16 protein-coding genes are annotated in these 14,132 nt (G+C 67.7%); 12 read left to right on the forward strand and 4 right to left on the reverse strand.

Annotated elements, in window-relative coordinates; translation table 11 throughout:
• Positions 1-78 precede the first annotated feature (78 nt).
• The 9 genes from GH664_RS20305 to GH664_RS20345 all read left to right on the forward strand — a co-directional run bounded on the left by GH664_RS20305 (position 79) and on the right by GH664_RS20345 (position 7,774).
• The gene (locus tag GH664_RS20305) at positions 79-2,253 is read left to right on the forward strand and encodes a NosR/NirI family protein (RefSeq protein ID WP_153169935.1); all 2,175 of its coding nucleotides are present in this window, start codon (positions 79-81) and stop codon (positions 2,251-2,253) included.
• 28 nt (positions 2,254-2,281) lie between these two features.
• The gene (locus GH664_RS20310) at positions 2,282-2,710 is read left to right on the forward strand and encodes a transcription regulator (protein ID WP_153169936.1); all 429 of its coding nucleotides are present in this window, start codon (positions 2,282-2,284) and stop codon (positions 2,708-2,710) included.
• A gap of 142 nt (positions 2,711-2,852) precedes the next feature.
• Positions 2,853-4,139 carry a nitrous oxide reductase family maturation protein NosD gene (locus tag GH664_RS20315; protein WP_153169937.1) on the forward strand — a complete coding sequence of 429 codons (1,287 nt, stop codon included), beginning with the start codon at positions 2,853-2,855 and terminating at the stop codon, positions 4,137-4,139.
• A 25-nt stretch (positions 4,140-4,164) separates the two neighbouring features.
• Complete coding sequence (locus GH664_RS20320) at positions 4,165-5,079, forward strand: ABC transporter ATP-binding protein (RefSeq protein WP_153169950.1); 915 nt, start codon at positions 4,165-4,167, stop codon at positions 5,077-5,079.
• A gap of 10 nt (positions 5,080-5,089) precedes the next feature.
• The gene (locus GH664_RS20325) at positions 5,090-5,905 is read left to right on the forward strand and encodes an ABC transporter permease (RefSeq protein WP_153169938.1); all 816 of its coding nucleotides are present in this window, start codon (positions 5,090-5,092) and stop codon (positions 5,903-5,905) included.
• A gap of 43 nt (positions 5,906-5,948) precedes the next feature.
• Positions 5,949-6,488 (forward strand): nitrous oxide reductase accessory protein NosL, encoded by a 540-nt coding sequence (locus GH664_RS20330; RefSeq protein WP_153169939.1) that lies wholly within the window; start codon positions 5,949-5,951, stop codon positions 6,486-6,488.
• A 13-nt stretch (positions 6,489-6,501) separates the two neighbouring features.
• A complete protein-coding gene (locus GH664_RS20335) occupies positions 6,502-6,771 on the forward strand; it encodes a hypothetical protein (protein WP_153169940.1) in 270 nt (89 codons plus the stop codon).
• Complete coding sequence (locus tag GH664_RS20340) at positions 6,771-7,145, forward strand: hypothetical protein (RefSeq protein ID WP_153169941.1); 375 nt, start codon at positions 6,771-6,773, stop codon at positions 7,143-7,145. The genes GH664_RS20335 and GH664_RS20340 overlap by 1 nt, the downstream gene beginning before the upstream one ends.
• On the forward strand, positions 7,142-7,774 hold the full coding sequence (locus GH664_RS20345; RefSeq protein ID WP_153169942.1) for a nitrous oxide reductase accessory protein NosL: 633 nt from the start codon (positions 7,142-7,144) through the stop codon (positions 7,772-7,774). Before GH664_RS20340 ends, GH664_RS20345 begins: the two co-directional genes overlap by 4 nt.
• Before the next feature lie 89 nt (positions 7,775-7,863).
• Here the strand turns inward: GH664_RS20345 and GH664_RS20350 are convergent, their stop codons facing one another.
• The 4 genes from GH664_RS20350 to GH664_RS20365 form a co-directional block, all read right to left on the reverse strand.
• Positions 7,864-8,322 (reverse strand): cytochrome c5 family protein, encoded by a 459-nt coding sequence (locus tag GH664_RS20350; RefSeq protein ID WP_153169943.1) that lies wholly within the window; start codon positions 8,320-8,322, stop codon positions 7,864-7,866.
• 122 nt (positions 8,323-8,444) lie between these two features.
• Positions 8,445-8,840 (reverse strand): GtrA family protein, encoded by a 396-nt coding sequence (locus GH664_RS20355; RefSeq protein ID WP_153169944.1) that lies wholly within the window; start codon positions 8,838-8,840, stop codon positions 8,445-8,447.
• Positions 8,837-10,408, reverse strand: coding sequence for a glycosyltransferase family 39 protein (locus tag GH664_RS20360; protein ID WP_153169951.1), 1,572 nt, complete (start codon positions 10,406-10,408; stop codon positions 8,837-8,839). Before GH664_RS20360 ends, GH664_RS20355 begins: the two co-directional genes overlap by 4 nt.
• Before the next feature lie 95 nt (positions 10,409-10,503).
• Positions 10,504-11,514: a glycosyltransferase family 2 protein gene (locus GH664_RS20365; protein ID WP_194270456.1), complete on the reverse strand. Its 1,011-nt coding sequence runs from the start codon at positions 11,512-11,514 to the stop codon at positions 10,504-10,506.
• 217 nt (positions 11,515-11,731) lie between these two features.
• Between GH664_RS20365 and GH664_RS20370 the strand changes: the two genes are divergently transcribed.
• Genes GH664_RS20370 through GH664_RS20380 form a run of 3 tightly spaced genes read left to right on the forward strand, consistent with a single transcriptional unit; the run spans position 11,732 to position 13,954 of the window.
• Positions 11,732-12,625, forward strand: a complete 894-nt coding sequence (locus GH664_RS20370) for a ChbG/HpnK family deacetylase (protein ID WP_153169945.1) — start codon at positions 11,732-11,734, stop codon at positions 12,623-12,625.
• Complete coding sequence (gene gluQRS, locus GH664_RS20375) at positions 12,622-13,533, forward strand: tRNA glutamyl-Q(34) synthetase GluQRS (protein WP_153169946.1); 912 nt, start codon at positions 12,622-12,624, stop codon at positions 13,531-13,533. Before GH664_RS20370 ends, gluQRS begins: the two co-directional genes overlap by 4 nt.
• Before the next feature lie 10 nt (positions 13,534-13,543).
• Positions 13,544-13,954, forward strand: a complete 411-nt coding sequence (locus tag GH664_RS20380; RefSeq protein ID WP_153169947.1) for a CoA-binding protein — start codon at positions 13,544-13,546, stop codon at positions 13,952-13,954.
• The last annotated feature ends 178 nt before the right edge of the window (positions 13,955-14,132 follow it).

The raw sequence follows: 14,132 nt of genomic DNA on the forward strand, positions 1-14,132 counted from the left end.
GCATCGAATTGACGCGGAACAAATACATCGATGGTCCCGGCGCCTAGACTCCATCACGGTTCTCTAATGGAGTGCGCCATGAAGTCCCTCTCCGCCCTGCGGGGCGCAGCCATGGCGGCGTTGTTCGCCGTCACCTCTTTGCTGTCCCTCCCAGCAGCAGCCGAGTCCGCCTATGAGGCGCCGCTGCCTGCCGAAATCAACAGCGATCCCGATCTGTGCAAGCATGTGCCCTGCGCCGAAGTGGTGCCCGGCGCGGACAGCTTCTCGCCGCGCAAGGGCAAGCCCGCCTACGTCGAGGCTTACCGCAGCGAGGGCGGGCAGAAGACGCTGGTCGGCTATGCCTTCCTGTCCACCGACATCGTCGACATCCCCGCCTACTCGGGCAAGCCGGTGATCACGCTGATCGGCATGGACACCAAGGGCATCATCACCGGCACCAAGATCCTGCGCCACAGCGAGCCCATCCTGCTGCTGGGCATTCCCGAAAGCGTGCTGACCAAGTTCATCAAGCAATACCTCGGCAAGTACGTCGGCGACAAGATCGAGATCGGCAAGGCGCGCGAAGGCGAAGCCATGATCGGCCTCGATGCCATCACCGGCGCCACCGTCACCGTGATCGCGCAGAACCAGGTGATCATGCGGTCAGGCGTCGCGATCGCGCGCCAGGTCGGCATCCTGAAGGTTGAGCCGAAGCCGCAGATCAAGTTCGCGGCGGTCAACGACACGCTGAGCTGGGCGCAACTGGTCGACGAAGGTAGCGTGCGCCGCCTCACCGTGCAGCCCGAGCAACTGGGCATGCCGCGCGCGGCCGAACCCTATGTCGACATGCAGTACGGCTACCTGAACACGCCGTCCGTCGGCCGCAGCATCCTGGGCGACAACGGCTACCAGAGCCTGATGACGCAGCTCAAGCCGGGCGAACATGCGATCTTCATCATCTCCAACGGCTCCGACAGCTTCAAGGGTTCCGGCTTCGTGCGCGGCGGCATCTTCGACCGCGTGCAGGTCGGCCAGGACATGGACGCGTACACCTTCCGCGACCTCGACTACCTGAACCTGTGGGGCGTGAAGGCGGCCGGCGCACCGGCATACAAGGAATCGGCGATCTTCATCATCCGCGATCCCGGTTTCAGCGCCGCCTACCCGTGGAACCTGGTCTTCCTCGCCAACAAGCGCGACCGCGAAACCGGTCACCGCGACTTCGTCAGCTTCAGCGACGAATACTGGGTGCCGGCACGCTACATCGAAGGTGGGAGGCCCAAGGTGGTCAAGCCCGACGCGCCGTGGCTCAAGGTGTGGAAGGCGCGCGCGGTCGAGATCGGCCTGTTCGTCGCGCTGCTGGTTGCAGTCGCCACCGTCTATGCCAATCGCGATGCGCTGACGCGCCGCTCGACACGCAAGAACAAGTGGCCGGTGAATGCCTTCAAGTACACGTTCTGGATCATCAGCATCGGCTTCGTCGGCTTTGGCATGCTCGCCCAGCCGTCCATCACCCAGGTGCTGACATGGTTCCACTCGCTGCTGTTCAAGTGGCAGTGGGAGTTGTTCCTGACCGATCCGTTCATCTTCCTGTTCTGGATCTTCATCATCCTCACCACCTTCGTGTGGGGTCGCGGCCTGTTCTGCGGCTGGATGTGCCCGTTCGGCTCGCTCTCCGAGCTGATCTACAAGGTCGCCGGCGCCATCGGCCTGAAGCGCTTCCAGTTCGCGCTGCCGATGAAATGGCACAACCGCCTGAAGTGGATCAAGTACGCGGTGTTCTTCGGCCTGCTCGCGGTGTCGGTGTTCTCGATGGGCCTGGCGGAGATGCTCGCCGAAGTGGAGCCGTTCAAGACCACCTTCCTCGTCGGCATGTTCAACCGCGCCTGGCCCTACACCCTGTTCGTGGCGGTGCTGCTCGGCCTGTCGATCTTCATCGAGCGGCCGTTCTGCAAATATCTGTGCCCGCTCGGCGCCTCGCTCGCGATGCCCTCCACGTTCCGGTGGTTCGGTCTCAAGCGCAAGCAGGAGTGCAACACCTGCAAGGCCTGCGCAGTGGGATGCGGTTCGCTGGCGATCGACGAGCACGGCCGCATCGATCATCGCGAATGCATGCACTGCCTCGACTGCATGGTCCTGTACACCGACGAGCACGCCTGCCCTCCGCTGGCGCAGGAGCGCAAGCGCCGCACCAAGGCTGGTCTGCCGCTGACGCCGATCGGCAAGGACGGCTACTACATCCCGATCAAACCGGTGCCGGCCGCCAAGGCCTGAGCGCCGTCACATCGACGAGGAGCGCATCATGATCGATCCCCGCAGCATGACCGAACCGGTGACACCGCCCTATGTCGGCGGTGGCGCCCTGGCGCACATCGGCGCCGAAATCTGGGACCACCTGTGGCCCTGGAGCCGCAGCGGCTTCCAGCGCCAGCGCGCGATCCAGGCTGCGGGCCTGGCGCTCGCGCTCGCCGCCACCCTGGTCTGGGTGCTGGCGGCGCTGGGCAACAATCTCACGCCCGGCGCAATCATCGGCTGGTGGTTCGGCTGGAGCGTGTTCGAAGTGGTGGTACGCCTCGGCTCCAAGCCCTATGTGAAGGAGGGCCCGTGGTGGGGCCAGCGCTACCGCAAGGCGAGCGTGATGGACATGATCTGCTACGTCGGCTTCAAGAACCTGCTGATCGGTGCGACGCTGTTCATCGGCTTGAAGAGCCTCGGTCTGCTGGTGATCTGAAGCCGTCGCCCGCCCAGAAGCCGCCCGCTCGCGGGCGGCTTTGCTTTTCTGCGCCGGGCCCGGCGGGGCGCTTTACCTGGATCAAGGCAGGATGCGACATTACGCCGCACACTTCATTTCACGCTCTCATCCGGTCTCCCCGATGCCCTCCCGCTTCCACGTTTCGCGCTTTCTTGCGGTGACCGCCCTGCTGGTCGCGCTGGCTGCACCGGCCGCCGCAGCGAGCTGGCGCGTGGCACCGGGCGAGTCGGTGCAGGCCGCGATCGATCGCGCGGCACCTGGCGACGTCGTCGAGGTCGCCCACGGTCGCTATTCGGGCCCCCTGCATATCGCAAAGGCGTTGACGCTGCGCGGCATCGAGCGACCGACGATAGACGGCGAGCTGAAGGAAAACACCATCAGCGTGAAGGCCGAGAACGTGACGATCGAAGGCCTGATCATCGCCAACTCCGGCGGCGACACGCTGCAGCAGCACGCCGGCGTTTACATCTACCCCGGCTCGCACCGTGCGGTGGTGCGCAACTGCGACTTCTCCTACACCCTGTTCGGGCTGTGGATCGAGGGCGCCAACGACGTGCTGGTGGAAAACAACCTCATCACCGGCAAGCGCGATTTCGATTCGCCCAAGCGCGGCAACGGCATCCAGCTGTACAACACGCGCCGCGCCCGCATCATCGGCAACAACGTCAGCTTCGTGCGCGACGCGATCTATGTGGACGTTTCCCACGACGCCCTTTTCCGCGGCAACAAGCTGCACCACAGCCGCTATGGCACGCACTACATGACCTCCTACCGCAACGTGTGGGAGGACAACGAGACCTGGTACAACCGCGGCGGCCTGGCGCTGATGGAAGTACGCGACCAGGTGGTGCGCAACAACCGCGCCTGGGGCAATTCCGACCACGGCATCATGTTGCGCTCGATCCAGGATGCCGTGATCGAGAACAACGTCGTCGCCGGCAACCAGCGCGGTTTCTTCATCTACGACGCCGAATACAACGTGATCCGCGGCAACTCGGTCATCGACAACCACGTCGGCATCCACCTTTGGGCGGGCTCCAAGAACAACCAGGTCGAAGGCAACGACTTCATCGCCAACCGCGAGCAGATCCGCTACGTCGCCGCACGCGACATGATCTGGGGCGAGAAGGAAGGCAACTACTGGAGCAACTACCTCGGCTGGGACCGCAACGGCGACGGCATCGGCGACGTGCAGTACGAGGCCAACGACATGGTGGACCGCCTGTCCTGGCGCCACCCGATGATGAAGCTGCTGCTGGCGAGCCCGGCGGTGCAGACGCTGCGGCTGGTGGGCCAGCAGTTCCCCCTGCTGCGCGCGCCCAGCATCGTCGACCCGAAGCCGCACATGCAGCCCTTCCACCCCGACTGGAGTCAATGGCGTGGCAGATATTTCCCTCGCTCCGAATGACGACGGCTCGCCGCGAGGCGAACCGGTGATCGTCGCCCGCGGCGTGCACAAGCACTACGGCGCGATTCACGCGGTCGATGGCGTCGACCTGGACGTCCGTGCCGGCGAGCTGTTCGGCCTCATCGGCCACAACGGCGCCGGCAAGAGCACGATGTTCAAGATGATGCTGGGCCTGATCCCGGTCACCGCCGGCGAGATCCGCATCGACGGCGCGATGGTCGCCGGCCACGGCGGCGCCAACGGCGATTTCCGCGCGGTGCGGCGCAAGATCGGCTACCTGCCGGAAAACGTCGTGCTCTACGACAACCTCACCGGACTGGAGACACTGCAGTTCTTCGCCAGGCTGAAAGGCGTGTCGCAAGCCGACAACCACGCCCTGCTCGAGCGCGTCGGCCTCACCCATGCGGCCCGGCGGCGCGTGCGCGAATACTCGAAGGGCATGCGCCAGCGCCTCGGCTTCGCCCAGGCCCTGCTCGGCAAGCCACGCATCCTGTTCCTTGACGAACCCACTACAGGGCTGGACCCGGAGGCGATCCGCGGCTTCTACGCGATCCTGCGCCGGCTCAAGGGCGACGGCGTGACGATGGTGATCACCTCGCACATCCTGGCCGAGATCCAGGAGCGGGTGGACCGCCTGGCGATCATGGCCGCCGGCAAGGTGCAGGCCTGCGGCACGGTGCAGTCGCTGCGCGAACAGATGGACTTGCCGCTATGGTTCTCGGTGCGGGTGGCGCCGGAGGATTTCGAGGCGGTGCGCGCCGCGCTCGGCCACCTGCCCGTCGGCGCGATCGAGGCGCACGACGACCATATCGCGGTGCAGTGCCGGCGCGAAGCCAAGATGGCGGTGATCGCCGCGCTGGCGACACTCGACGGCAAGGTGCGCGACCTCGGCGTGCATGAACCTTCGCTCGAAGACGTGTTCTTCGGCTTTTCCGACTGAGGGGCGGGACATGGAATTCGCACAAATCGCCACTGTCGCCGGCAAGGAGTTCTGGGACCGCATCCGTAACCGCTGGGTGCTGGCGGTGGCGCTGGTGTTCACCGCCTTCGCGCTGTCGATCGCCTACTTCGGCGCCGCGCAGCAGGGGACGGTGGGCTTTCGCTCGATCGAGGTCACCATCGCCAGCCTGGTGAGCCTGGTCATCTACCTGATCCCGCTGATCGCGCTGGTGCTGGGTTTCGACGCCATCGTCGGCGAGCGCGAGCGCGGTTCGCTTGACCTGCTGCTGTCGATGCCGATCACCCGCGTCGAGCTGCTGCTGGGCAAATACCTCGGCCTGGCTGGCGCGCTCGCCTTCTCCACCGTGGCGGGCTTCGGTCTGGTGGGGCTCGTGCTGTCTGCGCAGCTCGACCTCGCCGCGCTGTTTCACTACTTCGGCTTCATGCTCAGCTCGGTGCTGCTCGGCTGCGCCTTCCTGAGCCTGGCGGTGATGCTGTCGGTGTTCGCCGCCGACCGCACGCGCGCCTCTGGCCTGGCGATCGCGATGTGGTTCTTCTTCGTGCTGATCTTCGACCTGCTGCTACTTGGCGCGCTGGTCGTGTCCGGCGGACAGTGGGGCGGCGAAGTGATGCCCTACCTGCTGCTGCTGAACCCGGCCGACGTGTTCCGCATCCTCAACATCTTCGCGCTCGAGGACGTGCGTACGCTGTACGGCCTCGCCACGGTTTTCCCGCCCACGCTGGCGCGCAGCGACCTACTCGGCCTGGTGATGGCGGCGTGGATCGCACTGCCGCTCGCCATCGCCGCGTGGCGTTTCCGCAAATAAAACGGCCGGCCCACCGGCCCGTACTCAGGAGAGTCCCCTTCCCATGCACATCTCACTCCCAATCTTCGACCGCCGCTTGCTGGCCGCCTGCGCCGCCGCAGCGCTGCTGGCGGCGTGCGGCGGCGAATCCGGCGGCGGCAAGGCGAGCGTGGTGGCGCTCGAGATCGACCGCAGCACAAGTTGCTCGCTCGACGGCATGCTGCTTGCCGACTACCCCGGGCCCAAGGCGCAGATCCACTACAGCGTCGTTGCGCGGCCTGACTGGTTCTGCGACACGATCGAGATGTTCAACGTCTATCTGAACCCCGAGCAGGCGCGCCGCGTCACTGCCATGTTCGTGCAGGACATGGGCAAGACCGACTGGGACAAGCCGGTCGGCCACTGGATCGACGCGAAGACGGCCTTCTACGTGTTCGGCTCGAAGCGGCTCGGCTCGATGGGCCCGAGCGCCGCCTCCTTCGCCAGCGAAGCCGACGCGAAGGCGTTCACCGCGCAATACGGCGGCAAGGTGCTGCGCTTCGACGAAGTGAAGCCCGACATGGTGCTGCTCGACGGCGGCGCGCTGCACGACCAGTCGATGTAAGGAGGTCCGACACATGAACCCGATCTACGATTCGTTGCCGCCCGAGCGCGCCCTGGAAATCGAGCTGATCGCCCGCCTCATCTACGAAACGCGCGAAAACCGGCGCAAGGTGCTGGACGCGCTCCGCGCCGCCGACGAGCAGAGCCTGCTGGCCGGCATCGCCAGCGGCGCAGTCCCCGAGCACCCTGCCTACGAGCATTACCTGGCGGCCCGCATCCTGGCCGACACGCATCAGGCGGCGCGCGAAACCATGAGCCAGCACCTGAAGGAAGCGAACCGCTGATGAGCCTCCAACCCGAACTCGCCGAACACATCGAGCAGGCATTTCCCGGGCGCCTCGCCGCTCCGCCGCAGGTCGCCCAGGACGCGCTGACCCTGATCCTCGACAATGGCGTGATGCTCACCGTGCATTACGCGGCGGACGATGCCTACTCCCTGCGCTGGCGCACCGGCCTCGGGCCGGACGCGGCCGAGATGGGTATCGACACCGCGCCGACCCACCCCGGCCTTGCCACTGCGCCGAACCACCTGCACCTGGACGACGGCCGGGTGGTGCCCGATCCGGTGACCCGCGTCGGCGCGAAGCCGGCCGCCAACCTCGCCGCGCTGGTCGAAGCCCTGCTGCACGACCCGCTGCTGAAGGACAAGACCGCATGAGCCATCCGGCTGCCGCCCGCCGCCTGCTGCTTGGCGCCTCTGCGCTTTGCGTGGCTGCAGCCGCCGGCCTGTCCTGGCAATACGCTCACCGGCCGTCGGCCGCCTTCGAGCCGCCGGCGGAGGACGTGTGCCTCGTGCCGCCGGCGCGGCAATCCGTCGCGCACCCCTACGATCCGGCCTCGGGACTGGAAATCTTCGCAGCCCGTCCGGTTCCGGCCGACGCGCGCTGCCCGGTGTGCGGCATGTACCCGGCACGATTCCCGAAATGGGCAGCACAGGTCATCTTCGAAGATGGCTCGGCCCACTTCTTCGACTCGCCGGTCGACCTGTTCATGTTCCTCGCCGAGCCGGCACGGTTCGACGGCAGCCACACGCCGAACCAGGCTGCGGCATTGTATGTCAGCGATTTCAACGGCAGCGGCTGGTCAGACGCGCGCGCTGCGGCCTACGTGCTCGGTTCCAGCGCACGCGGACCGATGCGTGGCCCCGACCTGCCCGCCTTCGCCGACGAGGCAGCCGCCCGCGCTTTCGCCATCGGACACGGCGGGCGCGTGCTCAGGTTCACCGACATCCGCGGCGAGACGCTGGCCGGCCTGCGCAACGCCACCCACGCCAGCCACATGCACTGAGCACCACACGGAGCGGCTTGCGGCGATGCGCGTGAACGAAAATGGAGGCCACCAGGGCCTCCATTTTCGTGCGGACGATCCGAAGGGGGTCAGCTCGCCTTCGACACCATGTAATCGACGGCAGCCTTCACCTCGTCGTCGGACAGCGACGAGCCGCCACCACGCGCAGGCATCATGCCCTTGGCGCCGGTGAAGCCTTCGATCGCGTGCTTGTAGAGCGTGTCCTTGCCCTGGGCGATGCGCGGACCCCAGTCGTCCTTGTTGCCCAACATCGGCGCGCCAGCCACGCCGGTTGCATGGCACAGCGAACAGGTCTTCTTGAACACACTCTCGCCTGCCGCCGCGGCAGCCGGTGCAGCAGCGGTCTGGGCCGCCGGAGCGGCAGCCGGCGCGGCGGCGGGTGCCGCACTTGGTGCCGGTGCGGCGGGCGCGGCAGCAGGCGCCGCCGGTGCAGCCGGCGCTGCGGCCTGCTTGCCGGAATCCTGGCCGCCACAGGCAGAAAGAAGGGCGGCAAGCGCCGCGGCGAGAATCAGGTTGGTCTTTTTCATTGGCAGTCTCCGACAGGGGCCCAGGCAGAAAAACATTTGTGGAAAAACGAAACAATGCTAACGGTTCGTGCCCGCCAGGTTCTTGATACGCGTCAATTCCCGCTGGCCGCTTACGGCCACCCTCACTCCTCCGCCGGTCGCTCGCGATGACGGAAGGTCCACACCGCATTGCCGGCGTAGTGCCACAACAGCAGCAGTGCGGTGGTCGCCAGTTGCGCGAGCAGGTAGTGCAGTCCGAACACATCGACGAACAGCTTCATCAGCAAGGCGGTCCAGGCGAGCCCGATGGTGGCCACGGCGAAAAAGCGCGGCAGGGCCTCCACGTGCGTGCGGTCCGAATCGAACACCAGCAGGCGCGCAAGCGCGTAATTCACCACCGCGCCGAGCACGAAGCCGGCAGTCGCACCGACCAGCGGGCTGGCACCGAAACCTTCCACCAGCGTCAGCAGCAGGGCGTAATGCGCCAGCGTGCCGACCGCGCCGACGGCGGCGAAGCGGATGAAACGGCGGATGTTCATCGCGGCCGGCGCTCCTCGCCCACCAGCATGCGGCGATCCTTGACCACGGCCAACGTGACGCCCTCGCGCTCGACCGTGCCGATGATCTGGCCTTTCACTGCGGTATGGCAATCCATGTGGGTCGGCGACAGGAAGAAGTCGGCAATCCACCAGTCCCTGGTCACCACCAGGCGTGGATCGAGCCATACGCTGCCCTGCAGCGACTCGGCGCAGACCGCCACGGTGTAGGTCTTGTCGGGATGCCCTTCCCTGGCGACGAAGGCGTTCAATTGCTCCGCCGCGTCACGCAGGCTGTCGGCCCAGTAGTCCTGTTCCCAGCGGTCGGTGGTGCCGCGCAGCCCGCCGACGAAGCCGTTGTAGGCGACGTATTCATAGGGATGCAGCCGCGCCAGCATGACCACATGTCCCGCCACCAGCAGCACGCTGCCGGCCAGCGCTGCCCAGCGGCCACGCGGCCAGCGCGCCGCGCGCTGCCAGGCCGAGTACAGGCCCGCACCCGACAGCACCGCGAGCGGCGGCAGCAGGAAGGTGAAGTGGCGGATGCCGTTGTACAGCGGCGGCGCGGCCAGCAAGGTATAGGCGATCGGAAACAGCGCGGCCAGCACCACCGGCAGCCAGGGCAGCGCCGCGCGCCGTCCGGCCGGGCTCGCCAGCATCGGCAGGGCCCGCAGCCCGCCAATGGCGGCCAGGGCGAGACCGAGCAGAAAGATCTCGGGCAGGCGCACGAGCAGGTAGGCGAGCAGGTAGATGCCCGGCACTTCGCCATTGGGCATCACCTTGCCGGCGAGGATGGTGTGCAGCAGGAAGGAGAAGTGCGAGAAGGTGGTCATCGCCTTCCACAGGTTGCCCGCCGACATCACCGCCCACGGCCAGAACAGCCCCATCAGCACGAAGGCGATCAGCGCCGCCGGCAGCAGCGCGATGATGGAGCGGCCGAAGACGGCGGCGCGCGCCCCCGCCGATTCACCCTCGCGCCACGCAGCCGCCGCCAGCACCGCCATGCCGAGGTAGAACACCGCGAACACCGCGCCGATGCGCAGACCGAAGGCACAACCCAGCGCGATGCCGAGCCCGATCACATCGCCACGCGCAGGCCGCGGCAGGCTGGGTGCGACGCGCACGATGTAGTACAGCGCCCACACCATCGCGGTGGCGAAGGGCACGTCCTTGGTGTGGGTGAACATCGCGCCCGACCATGCGCCGGTGACCAGCAGCACGACCAGCGCCGCCAGCGCGGCCCATTCGCCGGCAAGCCGGCGCGCCAGCAGCCAGGCGCCGGCGAGCCCGAGCAGACCGAAGCCGGCCGACAACAGGTGGCGCATCTCCCACACCCCGGGCCCGCTGGAACCGACCACGCCGCTGCGCTCGATCAGCGCGGCGACGAGGTCGAACAGGCCGCCGTAGAGGTAGAGGTTCTTGTACTCGAAGGCACGCAGGTCGCTCAGGCCGGAGGCGTAGAAATCCACCAGCAGCCGGCCGTAGACGTGCTGCACCTCCTCGTCGTTGCTGAGCCCGTGCTGATCGAAGGTCAGCACGATGAACGCGGCCGTCGCGACGAAGAGCAGCATCGACAGGCCGAAGGCCCATCTGCGACTTCCTGCGCCCGCGCCGTCATCCGCTTCGTCATGCCCTGCAGCGACCGCTGCGGCACGCACCGGAGCGCTCATCGACGCGACTCCCTGCCGTCGCCGAAACCGAGGCGCTCCGACACCAGGAACAGCGGCCGCCCCTTCACCTCGGTGAAGATGCGGCCGATGTACTCGCCCAGCACACCCAGGCTGATCAACTGGATGCCGGACAGGAACAGCACCGACACCATGATCGACGCGTAGCCGGGGAGGTCGATGCCGAAGATGATGGTGCGCACCACCAGCCAGGCGCCGTACAGGGCCGACAGGCCCGCCATCACCAGACCGATCACGGACCACACCCGCAGCGGCAATGTGCTGAAGGCCGACAGGCCGTCGATGGCGTAGCGCAGCAGGCGCAACATGGACCACGCGGACGCGCCCGCGGCGCGCTCCTCGGGCTCGAAGTCGACTTCCTCCTGGCGGAAACCCACCCAACTGGTGATGCCCTTCATGAAGCGTGTGCGCTCGGGCAAGCTGTTGATGGCATCCACCACCGCACGGTCGAAGATGCGGAAGTCGCCGCCGCCTTCGGCCAGCGCCACTTCCGACACCTTGCGGAAGAAGGCGTAGAAGGCGCGCGACAACTGCCGCCGCAGCCAGGGATCGGTATCGCGCGAGCGGCGCACCGCGGTGACCATCATCGCCCCGCCGCGCCAGCGCTCCAGCATCTCGGGGATCAGCTCGGGCGGGTGCTGCAGGTCGCCGTCCATCAGCACGACGACGTCGCCGCCGGCGGCGCGCAGGCCGGCCGCCATCGCCGCTTCCTTGCCGAAATTGCGCGCGAAGCGGATCGCCTTCAGCGTCGGGTCGATCGCACACAGCTCCGCCACTTCGGCGTAGGTGTTGTCGCGGCTGCCGTCATCGACGAAGACGACTTCGTAAGAGGCCAGCGGCATGCCCTGGAGCACCGCGGTAAGCCGCTGGTGCAGCGGGCCGAGCGAGCCGCTCTCGTTGTAGAGGGGAATGACCACCGACAGGCGGGGCTGCGCGGAGGAAGACGATGCCGCATGGGCATGGGCATCGAGTGAGTCGAGGTTCGACACGGCAAGACGATCCGGAAAAACGCTCCCGATGGGAGCGAGGCAGTGAACGATAAACCATTCCGTCAGGCGCGGAATGACGCGGCACGGTTACAACATTTTGCATCGCACCAAGCGCCGCCGTCAGCAGGCCAAGGCCCCCGTTCCGGGCAGCTTTTCACGCACGCCGAGCGGTGACATTGAGCGATACTGCCGGCCTCTGAACTTCGCGCCCGCCCGCATGACCGCAGCTTCGTCCGCCCCTGCCCGCCCCGCCGTCGTCTGCGCCGACGACTATGGCCTCGCCCCGGGCGTCAGCGACGCCATCGCCGAGCTGATCGGCGCCGGCCGCCTGTCGGCCACGAGCTGCATGACCACCATGGCCGACTGGCGCCGCGCCGCCGCGCCCTTGCGCGAACTCGTTCGCCGCGCGCCGGCCGACGTCGGCCTGCACCTGACGCTCACCGACCAGGCACCGCTGAGCCGCGCGAGTGGGTTGGCGATCGACGGCCGCCTGCCACCGCTCGGCCGCCTGCTGCCCCGCGCGCTGGCGCACGCGCTGCCCGCGGCCGCCCTCATCGACGAGCTGCGCGCGCAGCTCGACGCTTTCGAGGACGCCTGGGGCGCGCCACCGGACTATGTGGATGGCCACCAGCATGTGCATGTGCTTCCCGGCGTGCGCGAGGCGGTGGTCGCGGAGCTGCTGCGCCGCTACCCGGTCGGCCGCGTGTGGGTGCGAGACTGCGTCGAACCCCCGGTGCGCTGCCTGCGCCGTGGCGAATCGACCGCCAAGGCAATGTTCATTTCCGCGCTGGGCGCCGGCCTGCGCCGTCAGTTGCACGCGGCGGGAATTCCGGCAAACGACGGCTTCAGCGGCCTGCACGATTTTTCCACCGTGCGTCCGTTCGGCGACAAGATGCGCCGCTTCCTGGCCGCGCTCGGCCCGCGACCGCTGCTGCACGTCCATCCCGGGCGAGTGGACGCAGCGCTGCTTGGCTGCGATGCGCTGACCACGCCGCGCGAGGCGGAGCTGGCCTACCTCGCGTCAGATGAATTCGCCGACGATCTCGCCACGGCCGGCGTGCGACCGGCACGCTTCGCCGAGTTCGCCGGCAACAGAGCCTCGCGCCGATGACCGGCACGCAATCACCGTACATCGGCCGCTTCGCGCCCTCGCCCAGCGGGCCGCTGCATTTCGGCTCGCTGGTCGCCGCCGTCGGCAGTTGCCTCGAGGCACGCCGCCACGGCGGGCGCTGGCTGCTGCGCATCGAGGACGTCGATGCGCCACGCACGGTGGCCGGCGCGGCGGACGCGATCATCGCCACACTCACGCGCTTCGGCTTCGAATGGGACGCCGACATCGTCTGGCAGAGCCGGCGTACCGAGGCCTACGCGGCCGCGCTCGAGCGCCTGAAGGCCGACGGCCACGCCTTTCCCTGTGCGTGCACGCGGCGCGAACTGGCCGATTCCGCCCTCACCCGCGACGGCTCGCACCGCTACCCGGGCACCTGCCGCGATGGCCTGCCGCCGGGACGCAGCGCGCGCGCGTGGCGGGTGCGCGCAGCCGGCGTGGCCCGCTTCGACGATGCCATCCAGGGCCCGCAACAGGAAGACCTCGAAGCCGACGTCGGCGACTACATCGTGCTGCGGGCGGACGGCCTTTTCGCCTACCAGCTCGCTGTCGTCGTGGACGATGCCGAGGCGGGGGTGACGCATGTGGTACGCGGCGCCGACCTGCTAGATTCGACCGCGCGCCAGATCCACCTGCAGCGCCTGCTCGGCCTGCCGACGCCGGCCTACGCCCACCTGCCGGTCGCCACCAATGCTGCAGGCGAGAAGCTCTCCAAGCAGACGCTCGCGCAGGCCATCGACGACCATCCACCGGCCGCAGCGCTCACCGCGGCGCTGGCCTTCCTCGGCCAGCGACCACCGCGCGACCTGGCGCAGGCCCCGCTCGCGCGCGTGTGGGACTGGGCGCTCGCCAACTGGTCGCTCGCCAACGTAGCGCGCCGGCGCCACGCCGTTGCGCCGGAACTCACCTGAGGAGGACTCCATGATCGAAGACGACGCCGGCCTGCGCAGGCTGCTCCAGGATACCCGCACGATCGCCGTGGTCGGCATGTCGGCCAACCCCGAGCGCGCCAGCAACGAGGTCGCGCAGTACCTGCGCCGGGCGGGCTACACGATCATCCCGGTGAATCCGGCCTGCGCCGAGATCCTGGGTGAGAAGTGCTACCCCAGCCTGCGCGAGGTGCCGGTGCCGATCGACCTGGTCGACGTGTTCCGCAAATCCGAGGACGTGATGCCCGTCGTCGAGGACGCGATCGCCGTCGGTGCAAAAGCGGTGTGGCTGCAGCTCGGCGTGATCGCGACCGAGGCCGCGGCACGGGCCGAAGCCGCAGGGCTGGCAGTGGTGATGGATCACTGCACCAAGATCGAGCACCGCAGGCTTGTCCTCGGCTGAGAGCGTGAGAGTTTTTCTCCAATCTCGCCAGGTTGTGCTGGGACTGGCATGCTCCGAGACATGAACGAGACCGAAGGTCATAACGGATCGCCGGCCAGCCTGTTCGATGACCTGCCGGCTGTCGAGGAACAACAGGTGATCGCGGCGAAGCAGGCGCGGGCGGCTTCACGCCGGCAAG

The organism is Thauera sp. 2A1 (assembly GCF_009469595.2).
Taxonomy (GTDB): domain Bacteria; phylum Pseudomonadota; class Gammaproteobacteria; order Burkholderiales; family Rhodocyclaceae; genus Thauera.

What these genes read in the sequence shown, in the direction of transcription:
- gluQRS (WP_153169946.1), top strand. Translation starts at nt 12,622, where the DNA reads ATGACCGGCACGCAATCACCGTACATCGGCCGCTTCGCGCCCTCGCCC.
- GH664_RS20340 (WP_153169941.1), top strand. Translation starts at nt 6,771, where the DNA reads ATGAGCCTCCAACCCGAACTCGCCGAACACATCGAGCAGGCATTTCCC.
- GH664_RS20330 (WP_153169939.1), top strand. Translation starts at nt 5,949, where the DNA reads ATGCACATCTCACTCCCAATCTTCGACCGCCGCTTGCTGGCCGCCTGC.
- GH664_RS20355 (WP_153169944.1), bottom strand. Translation starts at nt 8,840, where the DNA reads ATGAACATCCGCCGTTTCATCCGCTTCGCCGCCGTCGGCGCGGTCGGC.
- GH664_RS20380 (WP_153169947.1), top strand. Translation starts at nt 13,544, where the DNA reads ATGATCGAAGACGACGCCGGCCTGCGCAGGCTGCTCCAGGATACCCGC.
- GH664_RS20360 (WP_153169951.1), bottom strand. Translation starts at nt 10,408, where the DNA reads ATGCTGCTCTTCGTCGCGACGGCCGCGTTCATCGTGCTGACCTTCGAT.
- GH664_RS20310 (WP_153169936.1), top strand. Translation starts at nt 2,282, where the DNA reads ATGATCGATCCCCGCAGCATGACCGAACCGGTGACACCGCCCTATGTC.
- GH664_RS20370 (WP_153169945.1), top strand. Translation starts at nt 11,732, where the DNA reads ATGACCGCAGCTTCGTCCGCCCCTGCCCGCCCCGCCGTCGTCTGCGCC.
- GH664_RS20335 (WP_153169940.1), top strand. Translation starts at nt 6,502, where the DNA reads ATGAACCCGATCTACGATTCGTTGCCGCCCGAGCGCGCCCTGGAAATC.
- GH664_RS20345 (WP_153169942.1), top strand. Translation starts at nt 7,142, where the DNA reads ATGAGCCATCCGGCTGCCGCCCGCCGCCTGCTGCTTGGCGCCTCTGCG.
- GH664_RS20350 (WP_153169943.1), bottom strand. Translation starts at nt 8,322, where the DNA reads ATGAAAAAGACCAACCTGATTCTCGCCGCGGCGCTTGCCGCCCTTCTT.
- GH664_RS20315 (WP_153169937.1), top strand. Translation starts at nt 2,853, where the DNA reads ATGCCCTCCCGCTTCCACGTTTCGCGCTTTCTTGCGGTGACCGCCCTG.
- GH664_RS20325 (WP_153169938.1), top strand. Translation starts at nt 5,090, where the DNA reads ATGGAATTCGCACAAATCGCCACTGTCGCCGGCAAGGAGTTCTGGGAC.
- GH664_RS20305 (WP_153169935.1), top strand. Translation starts at nt 79, where the DNA reads ATGAAGTCCCTCTCCGCCCTGCGGGGCGCAGCCATGGCGGCGTTGTTC.